Genomic DNA, 11,582 nt, shown 5'->3' on the forward strand with positions numbered 1-11,582 from the left:
CACCGACCTACCGAAGAATAAATATGCTTAAAAAGTGGATATAAAACCACTTTAGACCTAGAATGCCGATTTTACGGCAGTGAAGGTTGGCAAATTGTCAGCTTACTGCCATCTTTATACTGTAGATTGTTAATTTTCAGCAAGAAGGAAGCCCCTTACCCGTGCGCACTACTGAACTTGTCTCCGGTTTTCGCCAGTCTGCCCCCTATGTTAATGCTCACCGCGGCAAAACCTTTGTGGTTATGCTAGGCGGCGAAGCCATTACTCAAACTGGTTTTCGCAGTATTATTAATGATATTGCTCTGTTAAACAGCCTTGGCATTAAAATTGTGCTGGTATATGGCGCCAGGCCACAGATTAATCAGGCGCTGGGACTTGCCGGGCTGGAACCGACGTATCATAACCGGGTACGGGTAACCGATGATGACTCGTTTAAACTGATTAAGCAGGTAGCCGGCGCACTGCAGCTGGATATTACCGCCCGCTTATCAATGAGTTTAAGCAATACCCCGATGCAAGGCGCGCAAATAAACGTAGTAAGTGGCAATTTCGTCATTGCCCAGCCACTGGGTGTCGATGAAGGCATTGATTATCATCACAGTGGCAAAGTGCGGCGGATTGATGTTACCGGTATCCGCCGCCAGCTGGATAACAACGGCATTGTGCTGATGGGCCCGATTGCGGCGTCAGTAACCGGTGAAAGCTTTAACCTGACTGCCGAAGATATTGCTACCCAGGTGGCGATCAAACTGAAGGCCGATAAAATGATTGGTTTCAGTGAGGTGGGCGGTATAACGGATGAAGACGGCGATATTATTGCCGAGCTAATGCCAAATGAAGCGGAAACAACGCTGCAGGCTCTGGCACAGAATAATAGCGCCTGCCCGGGAACCCTGGCGTTTTTACATGCAGCTATCACAGCCACCCGTGGCGGCGTACCACGCTGCCATTTGGTCAGTTATGATGAAGACGGTGCCTTGTTGCAGGAGTTATTTTCCCGCGACGGTATCGGTACGCAGATTGTCACCGAGTCGGCTGAAAAGCTGCGCCGGGCGACAATACGGGATATTGGCGGCATTCTGGATTTAATCCGGCCGCTGGAGCAGCAGGGCTTGCTGGTGCGCCGCTCGCGCGAGCAACTGGAAATGGAAATTGACTACTTTACCTTAATAGAGCGCGATGGCCTGGTGATTGGCTGTGCCGCGCTTTATCCGTTTGTTGATGAAAACGTCGGTGAATTTGCCTGTTTAGCCGTGCATCCCGACTACCGGGATGCCGACCGGGGTTACCTGCTGTTAAAACATATTATTCAGCAGGCCCGCCAGCGTCGCTATGACAAAGTGTTTGCCCTGACCACCCGCAGCATTCACTGGTTTTTAGAGCAGGGCTTTGAGCTGGTTACCGTTGATGATTTACCCAGCCAGAAAAAGCAGCTGTATAATTATCAGCGTCGCTCAAAGATCCTGGCGATAACCCTGTAACGCCGCCACCGCCAGCTGCTAAACAATAAACCGGTCTATCAGCCGGTTTAATTCACCGGATAACTGGCGCAATTTTACGCTGAAGTCCGCCAGTTTAGTGGCGGAAGCCGTGCTGTCATCGACCAGCTGGGCCACATTGTGCACACTGTGCCCCAGATGTTGTACCACTGCCGCCTGCTCATCTGTCGCGGTCGCTACCTGCCGGTTCAGCTGGTCCAGCTCACGAATACCGTCGACAATATGTTGTAACTCTGCCGTGGCCTGCAGCATAGCCTGAGCACTCTCGCTGGCTTGTTGTTTTCCCTGCTCAGCGGCCCCCACCGCCTGCTGCGATTCTGTTTGTAACTGATTAATCATCTGCTGAATTTCATCGGTAGCGCTGGCGGCACGTTGCGCAAGTTGCCGCACTTCATCGGCAACAACAGCGAAGCCACGTCCATGCTCACCCGCCCGCGCGGCTTCGATTGCCGCATTTAACGCCAGCAGATTGGTTTGCTCGGAAATAGCACGAATAACATTAAGAATGCCGCCGATTTTATCGCTGTTTTTAGCAAGCGTGGTGACGACAGCCGCTATATGATCAACCTCAGCGGTTAATTTTTGCAGGCTCTGGCTGGTGTTACTGATAACGGCAAGCCCCCGGCTGGCGTTCTGATTAGTGTGTTCGGCGGTATCTGCTGCTTTTGCGGCATTGCCCGCCACGGCGCTTATTGTGTTAGATAACTCTTCAATTGCTGTGGCAATACCGCCTAGCTTGTCACGCTGCTCCTGCGCCAGATCACGGTTCTGGCTGGCACTGTCATCTACCTGAGTAGCGGACTGCTGTAATTGTTCGCTTTGCTGATGTAACCGGGTAATCAGACCATGAATTTTTTCGACAAAATTATTAAAGCCGCTACCTATCTGTCTGACTTCCAGGGCGCCATCTGCCGGTAAGCGTTGCCGTAAATCCCCTTCGCCCTCGCCAATGTTTTGCAGGGTTTCTGCCACAGAATGCAAACGGCGGGTTAAAGAACTGGCCAGTAACCAGGCCAGCAAAGCCGCAATCAGGGTGGCCGCCAAGCCCGTTAACAACAAGGTATTACGCAATTGCCGCACCGGAGCCAGTACTTCAGCCAGCGGTACCTGCGCCACCACAGACCAGACCGTACCCTGCACCGGCACACTAACCAGCAATAAATTGTCGGTAATCTGGGTGCGTAAGGCGCTGCCCGCTGCCAATTGCCGGGTGACATTACTGCCGTACAGCTGCGTCATGGTTTGCTGGCCAATCAGGCTGGTGTCGGGGTGAATGACAATATTACCGTCGCCGTCGGCCAGATAAGCCAGGCCAGTATCGGCAATCCGCACTCCTCTGAGATAATCGACCATTTGTTGCAGCGATACCGCTATACCCGATAAGCCGCGACCATTTACCTGCTGATAATTAACAAACATTCTTACCTTGCCACCAGGCTCAGTAAACAAGCTGACGTTGGTGGCTGCTGCAGAGTCTCTGAACGCAAAAAACCAGCCATCTTGCTGCTGATTCAGCACCCGCAGAAAACCTTCCTGATTCCAGTAGCGGCCGGTTTGCCGGTCTGCCCATGATGCGGCGTCCAGTCCAAGCTGATTTTTAACATTGCGGATCTGCTGCAACAGCAGAGGCTCTTGCTGGCTGGGAAACCCTTGATCGGCCCATTGCAAAATATATGGGTTTTCAGCCAGCTGGCGGGTTGCCGTGGTCATCTGGCTTACCTGGCCTTCCAGACTCTGGCTAATCTGACGCACCACTGCAGGCATTTCATGCTGCAGCATCCGGTTTACCACCAGCTGTTTCGCCTGCCGATACGCGAGTACGCCGCTCAGTACTGAACTGAGTAATATCAGTAAAACCAATACCAGCACAAATTGCTGTTTAACTGTCATCTTGTTAAAAGACGAAACCATGCCAACCCCTTAATGGCTATTTCCATGGCAGAAATCATACTGAATTCAGATGACAATGCGAGCTTTTATCACAACAAAAATCGCAAAATTACTTTGTAATACTTTCAGAAACAGCTTGCCGAACCTGGCTGGCCAATGCGCGGGCGGTAGTCCATTTACCGCCGGAAACAGTCAGCAGCTGTCCCTGCCAGTTCAGCTGATATTCCCGGCTGGCTTTACTGGCATTTTCGCTGCCACCAAGTAACGGCCGCACACCGGCAAAGTCAGCCAGCACGCTGTTGTACTGAACCGCCGGTTGAAAGTAGTGGTTATAGGTAGCCAGTAAATAGTCCCGTTCGTCCGCCGAGCATTTGATGGGCTCATCCAGTTGCTGACGAACCTCGGTGGTACCAAGCAGGGTATTGCCCTGATAGGGCAGCACGAAAACGATGCGTGCTTCAGCCGGCACTTCCAGCATATGGCCGTAACGGCCTATTGGTGGCAACAGTAAATGACTGCCACGCACCAGATCGAGCGGTTGCTGCTTAAGGCCTGATTGTGCCAGCAGCTGCTGGCTCCAGGGCCCCGCCACATTAATAACCCGGTCATACTGCTGCCAACCGCTGGCCAGCAGAATCCGGGCATCGGTGCTGACCTTTAAAACCGGGCTATGCTCTGCCAGCTGTACGCCGGCTTTGCTGCATTGCGCGGCCATCCACAAGCCAAGTTTACGATCGTCCATCTGGCCATCAAAAAACAGATAGGAACCGGTTAAACCTTCCGCTTTTAAATGAGGCGAGCAGCGCAGCGTCTGGCCGGCAGTCAGCCAGCGATGCCGGCCAATACCCTTACGCCCGGCAAAACTGTCGTATAACCAGAGGCCAATTTTCAGTTGCCAGCGGGGCCGGCGTGAATCACGGTAAACAGGATACAATATCGGCAGGCGCCGGGTCAGCTGCGGTGCTTTTTTCAGCCACCAGCGCCGCTCCTGCAATGCTTCCCGTACCAGCCTGAATTCGCCCTGCTCCAGATAACGTAAACCACCGTGCAGTAATTTAGAAGATGCACTGCTGGTTGCCGCCATCAAGGTATCGCGTTCAAACAGGGTAACCTGATGGCCTGCCAGCGCTAATTGCCAGGCACTGGATAAGCCATTAATGCCTCCACCTACAATCGCCAGCTTCATAAACGGCTCCTTTGCTGTGGTCTTACCCGGATAAGCTGATTTTGCAGCTTAACCTAAACGCCTAGCAGAGCAATACCAAATCATTCCGGTGTACAACCTCTTCACTGGGACAACAGCCGAGCACCGCAGCGATATCTTTACTATGCAGGCCTTTTATCAGGCTCAGTTCCTGTGAGCTGTACTGACTGATCCCTTTTGCCAGAGGCTGCTGCTGCGGCCCGGTGATCAGCAGGGCATCGCCTTTGTCAAAGCTGCCAGTGCAGCTGACAATACCACTGGCAAGTAACGACGCACCTTTCTGTTGTAAAGCAGTACAGGCACCGGTGTCAATTTCCACTACACCTTGCTGCTTCAGCGTATTCAATAACCAGTGTTTTTTGGCGCTCAGCCGGTCTTGTTGCCGGACAAAACGGGTACCGGCCGAAGTGCCAGCCAGCAACCGCTCAAAACTGCCCGGATCCTGACCATTTATTATCAGGGTATCAATACCCGCCTTGGTTGCTTTTTCTGCTGCCTGAATTTTAGTCAGCATGCCGCCGGTGCCAATGGCATGATGGCTGCCGCCGGCCATGCTGTAAATAGCAGGGGTTATTGCCGCTACTTCGCTGATATGCCGGGCATCCGGCACCAGTCTGGGGTTGGCAGTGTACAAACCATCAATGTCTGAACAAATCAGCAATACATCGGCATCCACCACTATTGCCACCAATGCCGCCAGGTTATCGTTATCTCCCAGCTTCAGCTCTGCCGTTGCCACTGAGTCGTTTTCATTAACGATAGGCAGCACCCGATTAGCCAGTAGTGTGCGCAGAGTATTATCGATATTCAGATAGCGGCGGCGATGTTGCAGGTCGTCGTGGGTCAGTAAAATTTGGGCGCAATCGAAGTCGAACAGCTGGCTCCAGCAAGCCATCATCCGGCTCTGGCCAACCGCGGCCATGGCCTGTTTAATGTTAATTGGCAACGGCTGCTGCTTGGCAATGATGGCATTGCGCCCGGCAGCGACACTGCCGGAAGAGACCAGCACGACTTCTTTGCCTGCCAGACGGCATTCGGCAATAAAACGAGCGATGGTTAACAGATAACGGGTGGAACAGCCATGTGCAGCAGGCGCAATTAAGGCACTACCTACTTTAATAACGATTCGACGCCAGGACGCAAAAGCCATAACACACTCCCGCTGAATGATGGCAGCAGCTTACGATTCAGGCGTCTATATGTCTATAACTATTTAATTACGCTTGTTAGTTGCGCACCATAGCCACGTTACACTCTCCGGCCGTCAGATGGGTAAAATTGCCATAGGCAGCGATAACTAATTCATTTTCAGTATGCCGGCGCACATGCCAGCTTACCTGACCACTGCCAAATGCCGGATGGTCAATGACAAAGTTGCCCGTTTGTTGGCGGATATTATAGTTAAACGTATCCTGGCGCTGTCCCTGCTGAATGTGCTGAGTCATCTTATTTTCAGCAAATACCCAGGTTTTACTTAACGTTTCATCGCGATAAACCGTACCGTCCAGCACCTTGGACGTACCCAGTTCGCACCAGCTGCCAGCCAGTAAAGGCAAGGGATCGCGCGCTTCGCGCTCACCGAACAACATGTTAATCTGTGCTTCTTCGTCACCGGTAACACAGGGTGAGCCCTGAAATACCACACTGCCATCTGCTGCAGTGCATTTAAATACGCTGGCATCAACTTCCGTCGTCAACCCCAAAACCAATATCAAGCAAAAACAACGAATTATAGTTATCATTTCAATTTGTCCTGGTTGTCCCTAAACAGCAGGCAGCCATTCTTGCTACCCAAATCCTGCTTACCTTACCCAAAAAACCGGCCAAAGGGAATTCTATTTACATTAAGTCTACATAATACTTCTTGCTGTATTCGTAAACAAAACACACACAATTAAGTAATAAATGAAGTTCAGCAGCAATTCAGAGAACAGTGTTAAGCTCTCTTAATAATTCTAAGGAGCTTTGCTATGAAATTGATGTCTTTTGCCGTTACTACCCTTGCCGCCAGTCTGGTGTTAGCCGGCTGTGCAAACCAGTCGAATGCCACCAGAGGAGCAGCTATTGGTGCAGTAGCCGGTGCCATTGCCGGCAAAGCGACCGGCAACCATAAAGACAAGCGCCTGGTAATTGGCGCAGCGGTTGGCGCGCTGGCCGGTGCAGCAGTGGGTAGTTATATGGACAAGCAGGAAAAAGAGCTCCGCGAAGAGCTTAGTGGCTCGGGAGTAAAGGTTATCCGCGATGGCGATATATTAAAACTGGATATTCCGGCCCAGCTGACGTTTGATATTAACCGTTCAGATATCAAAGCTAATTTGTATCCCGTTTTTAATGATATTGCCAAAGTACTGCGTCAGTATGAAAAAACCATGCTGGTTATTGCTGGTCATACCGATGATACCGGTCCTTATCAGTACAATATGAATCTGTCGATGGCCCGGGCTGACGCCGTAAAAAACTATTTAGTAGCGCAGAATGTTCAGCCGATCCGGCTGGAAACTCAGGGTTATGGTCCGAATTACCCGGCAGTACCTAACACGTCAGATGCTAACCGGGCCCAGAACCGCCGGGTAGAAATTCATATTGAACCAATAGTTGAATAACGGTTACTGATAGTAAGTAAAAAGAAAACAGCGCCAGAGGGCGCTGTTTTAGTTTGGTGTGGCTGTTAATGCCGGCAATTAAAAGCGATAGCTCACTTTGCCATAAACAAACTGACCACGTGGGTTGTGCACCCGCGACGCATAACCATATAAATCGGCATCGCCATCACCAATAGCGAACGGTGGATCCTCATCCAGGGCGTTGTTCATACCCAGCACCAGTTGCGTCTTATCATTCAGGCTGTAGCGAAGTTGCACATCTAACAGCATTTGGGCACTGATTGACCGGGTCGAGGTATTTTCTACGTCACTTGGCGCAGCATAATCTTCAAATTCACCAATATAACTCAGGCTGGTTACCACACCCCAGTCACCATGGCTCCAGTCTGCTGCTGCCAACCAGCGGTGCTGCGGGTAGTTATACTCGCCAGCATAGTCAATACCATCTTTCTCAAACTTACTGATATAGGACCAGTCGAGATTAAACCTTACCTGCCCCATATCCTGTAACGCCAGGCGGTAAGATGTGGACAGATCCAGACCGGTCGCTTCCTGCGAGCTAACGTTAACATAGCTGTTAAACAACCTGGACAATTCACCCAGTGTTTGTCCCGGCAACGGATCTAAGCGTACACAAACCGTGCTGTTCTGGTTATTACATTCGGCGTTATACACATTCTGAAAATCATTTTTATCAATTTTATTGTCCTGGGTGATACTCCAGATATCGACCGACACATCAAACTCATCACTCACCTGCCATACTGCGCCAATATTGAAGGTCTCTGACTCTTCAGGTTTCAGCCCCTCGCTACCAACAAAAACGATGGTGTAGTCGGTGGCAGCACAGGCCGGGTTAGCTGGATCAGCGGTTGGACAGCGAAAGGTATCGGTAAAAAATACCGATTCCTGCGATGGCCCCAGACCAATCTGTGCCAGTGATGGCGCCCGGAAGCCCTGACCAAAAGATGCCCGTAAGGTAAAGTTCTCCAGCGGTCGCCATTTCATCGCCAGTTGTGGATTGGTGGTAGAACCAAAGTCACTGTAATGATCGTACCGCCCCGCAACAGTAAACTCCAGATAGTCAGAGACAGGTACCAAAAATTCAACATAGGCGGCATATTGATCTCGTTCGGCCTGAGCCGACACCGACTCTGTACCGAAAATCAGCCCACGCTGAAATTGATCATCCGGCTGGTCGAATGCATCTTCTTCCCGATACTCCACCCCGGCAGCTAATGACACCATCTGATCACCGAGCGCAAAGGCCTCACCACTGATACTGGCATCGTAAGCGGTAATATGCGACTCACCGCGGCGAACCAATGAGGTGGTTATCGCATCAATCACTTCCGCTGAGTTATACACACCACCAAACGGATTATAATTGCCCAGATTTATTTGTTCCTGCAAAAAATCGGTGCGCACCCAGCCTTGTTGCTTACTGCCCGTTTGCATAGACTCACTGCGGCCTTTCTGAGCTGAAACATCCCAGTCCCAGTTTTGTAACTGACCGCGCAGCCCCACTACCAGCCGCAATGAGTCAGATTCTATATCCCAGACCCGTGGCCCGGCATCAACCGTCCGGAAACGGTTTATGGCGATATCTTCACCAAACGGATTATTCGGATGAGACGCAGGCACCGTTAAACCGGCATCACCGTCCAGCGGTGTGGCCGCACCTGACGCCTGCGAACGGTTATGTTGCACTGCCAGCTCGACATAGCCCTGCAAGCCCGTAGTAAATTGCTGGCTGCCCTGAAAAATAGCACCAACCCGCTCTGCAGCCGGTACCACCATACCAAAGGGGCCGTAGTCAAATACACAGGTTTGACCAAATGCCTGATCTGCCGGGCAACCCGGATCAATCCGGGTTTCGCCATTGACAATAAAGTTGCCGGGAAAGCCCCGCGACGAGCGTAAATCCAGGCCGCCATAGGGCTCCTGATTTGCCGTGCCAAACCGACCCATTTCAGCCCCGGTGATCACGGTATTTTTGAAATAATCCAGAATAAGGGTGGCATTGGCATCATCTGTTTCCGTGCCCCAGACCAGACTGGCTGATGTTTCATCATATGACGGCCCCGTCGTGCCACCATGGCTGACACTGAGTTCGGCGCCATCAAAGTTTTTGCGCAAAATAATATTAACAACACCGGCCACCGCATCTGAACCATACACAGCTGACGCGCCATCTTTCAAAATTTCAATCCGCTCAATAGCGGCTACCGGAATACTGTTAATATCGACAAACGAATTGGCAATATTCTCTGCAAAAGCACTGATAGCCACTCTGCGGCCATTGATTAGGACCAAAGTGGCATCAGAACCAAAGCCGCGCAAACTGATGGCGGCACCACCATTAGCGGTTGAATCCTGATTGTTGCCCCGGGTAGAAAAGGTACCGGTACCAGCAACCGGCGTTCTTTCCAGCAACTGCTGTAAATTGGCAAAGCCTGATTTGGCAATTTCGTCCCGGCTGATTACCGAAATAGGGGCGGCGCCTTCCAGATCATTACGTTTAATGCGGGAACCGGTAACTTCAATTCGTTCAACCTGTTGTGAATCAGCTTGCTCAGCGCTCTGCTGAGCTGCAGTTGTTTCGCTATAAACCAGAGCGTTTACTGCCAGCGCACAAAGTGAATATTTAAATAACGTGTTCATATGCTTCCTTATTGTTATTTGTGTTGCGTTCAACAGCCTAAATAGCAAACATGGTTTAGCATAAAAAACATAGAATTAACACTGAGAAACATAAATTAAATGTGAAGGGCGTTACCGGAGCAATACAAAACGTTAAATACAAAAAAAGCCCCGCGATGCGGAGCCTTTTTGTTAACAACAACCCTTTTTAAACAGCGGGTATCAGTAAGCAATACTGCTAATTTGTTGCCTGAGCGTACTGTCGCTCCAGCGTTACCACTTGTGCTTGCAAACCACGCAGGGTAGCGCGTTCGGCACTGATGCGCTCAGCAAAACGTTGTTCGGTACGTTCAATCTTCTGGGCAATAGCGGCAACTTCTTCTGCCCGGGGGAAACTACGTCTGAGCTTATACTGCTCTGCTTTAAGCTCTTCGAGTAACAGGGCTTTTTCCTGTTCAAGTTTAGCAATCTGAAATTCAACAAAACGAGTTTTGCGTTTTACCGCATCGACCTGTTGCCGGAACTCTCCTGGTGTACCAACCAGGGCGGTACCAACCGGCCGCATATCAACTGCTTCAGCATCCTTGGCACATGGAAACTGGCTGAATTCAACCACGCCATTTGTTTCACATTTATACACCGTCGCCTGCGCTGAAAACGCCCCAAAAAATAATAACGACAAGTATCTCATATTACTTCACCCTTTTTATGAGCAATAAATGTACAAAAGGCTTGCCAATTAAGCAAGCCTTGTTTGTTATTTATTTTTTGCCTTCAGCTGGTGTTAAGTCGTTTAGTCTACTTCAAAGTCTAATTTAGTTGGTTTGCAGAGCTTTTTTCATAAAGTTTGGCAAGGCGCCAGCGGCTTTATGAATGTCCACATTGTAATATTCCGTGGCAAAAGGAGCCTGTTGGGCATCGGCTTCCCGAAAGCCATTAAAAGCGGCATCTTTGCGGGCTAAGGTGCAGGTCCACCAGCCTGACGGATAGACCATTTGCGGGAAATTTAGGGTCTGTAGCGCAGCGAAGCCCGCATCACTCATGGCCTGACGCATTGCTGATAGCAACGGCATATGAATTAGCGGCGATTCACTCTGTTGCACCAGAATACCCCCTGAGCGCAGTGCCTGCAGACAGCTGGCATAAAACGCCCGGTTAAATAAGCCTTCGCCCGGGCCAATAGGGTCGGTCGAGTCGACAATAATTACATCGACCGAGCCGGCCGCTGCTTCACGCATAAACTTAATACCATCGGCAAACTGCAGGGTTGCCCGCGGGTCATTATTCGATGCACACAGCTCCGGAAAGTATTTTTCTGCCATCCGGGTGACCTGCTCGTCAATATCGATCTGGGTTACCGTTTCCACCCCAGGGTGCTTTAATACTTCACGCAGGGTACCGCAATCGCCGCCACCGATGATCACCACATTTTTCGGATCAGGGTGGGTAAACAATACCGGATGGCTCAGCATTTCATGATACAAAAAGTTATCGCGGCTGCTGAGCATGATCACATCGTCAATCACCATTAAATTACCAAAATGGCTGGTTTCATACATCGCAATTTTCTGGAATGGCGACTGCACTTCATCCAGTTTTTTGGTAATAGCCAGACCAAACACACTGCCGCTGTCGGCAAAAACTTCGGTCAGCCACTTTTTGTCATCAAATACTGACATCTTAATCCCCCTTAAACGTATAGACCGCGTATTTTGCCTGTATGGGCGGCAACAAACAAATTTT

At 50.5% G+C, this 11,582-nt stretch carries 9 protein-coding genes; 2 read left to right on the forward strand and 7 right to left on the reverse strand.

Features of this window, described 5'->3' with window-relative positions:
- Positions 1-161 precede the first annotated feature (161 nt).
- A complete protein-coding gene (gene argA, locus R3187_RS05365; RefSeq protein ID WP_318965677.1) occupies positions 162-1,481 on the forward strand; it encodes an amino-acid N-acetyltransferase in 1,320 nt (439 codons plus the stop codon).
- A gap of 18 nt (positions 1,482-1,499) precedes the next feature.
- Here the strand turns inward: argA and R3187_RS05370 are convergent, their stop codons facing one another.
- The 4 genes from R3187_RS05370 to R3187_RS05385 form a co-directional block, all read right to left on the reverse strand.
- Entirely contained in the window at positions 1,500-3,410 is a 1,911-nt protein-coding gene (locus tag R3187_RS05370; protein WP_318965678.1) for a methyl-accepting chemotaxis protein, read from the reverse strand.
- Positions 3,411-3,498: 88 nt separating this feature from the next.
- Positions 3,499-4,575, reverse strand: a complete 1,077-nt coding sequence (locus R3187_RS05375; protein WP_318965679.1) for a glycerol-3-phosphate dehydrogenase/oxidase — start codon at positions 4,573-4,575, stop codon at positions 3,499-3,501.
- Positions 4,576-4,636: 61 nt separating this feature from the next.
- Positions 4,637-5,743 (reverse strand): glutamate 5-kinase, encoded by a 1,107-nt coding sequence (proB, locus tag R3187_RS05380; RefSeq protein WP_318965680.1) that lies wholly within the window; start codon positions 5,741-5,743, stop codon positions 4,637-4,639.
- A gap of 76 nt (positions 5,744-5,819) precedes the next feature.
- A complete protein-coding gene (locus R3187_RS05385) occupies positions 5,820-6,290 on the reverse strand; it encodes a DUF4124 domain-containing protein (protein ID WP_318965681.1) in 471 nt (156 codons plus the stop codon).
- A gap of 273 nt (positions 6,291-6,563) precedes the next feature.
- On the opposite strand from R3187_RS05385, the gene R3187_RS05390 reads away from it, so the two are divergent.
- Positions 6,564-7,196 (forward strand): OmpA family protein, encoded by a 633-nt coding sequence (locus R3187_RS05390; protein WP_318965682.1) that lies wholly within the window; start codon positions 6,564-6,566, stop codon positions 7,194-7,196.
- Between the two features lie 78 nt (positions 7,197-7,274).
- On the opposite strand, the gene R3187_RS05395 is transcribed toward R3187_RS05390, so the two are convergent.
- The 3 genes from R3187_RS05395 to speE form a co-directional block, all read right to left on the reverse strand.
- Complete coding sequence (locus R3187_RS05395; RefSeq protein WP_318965683.1) at positions 7,275-9,860, reverse strand: TonB-dependent receptor; 2,586 nt, start codon at positions 9,858-9,860, stop codon at positions 7,275-7,277.
- Between the two features lie 217 nt (positions 9,861-10,077).
- Positions 10,078-10,530: a DUF4124 domain-containing protein gene (locus tag R3187_RS05400; protein ID WP_318965684.1), complete on the reverse strand. Its 453-nt coding sequence runs from the start codon at positions 10,528-10,530 to the stop codon at positions 10,078-10,080.
- Positions 10,531-10,654: 124 nt separating this feature from the next.
- Positions 10,655-11,518, reverse strand: a complete 864-nt coding sequence (gene speE, locus R3187_RS05405) for a polyamine aminopropyltransferase (RefSeq protein ID WP_318965685.1) — start codon at positions 11,516-11,518, stop codon at positions 10,655-10,657.
- Positions 11,519-11,582: the final 64 nt, after the last annotated feature.

It is taken from the genome of Arsukibacterium sp. (genome assembly GCF_033721375.1).
In the GTDB taxonomy this organism is placed as follows: Bacteria; Pseudomonadota; Gammaproteobacteria; order Enterobacterales; family Alteromonadaceae; genus Alishewanella.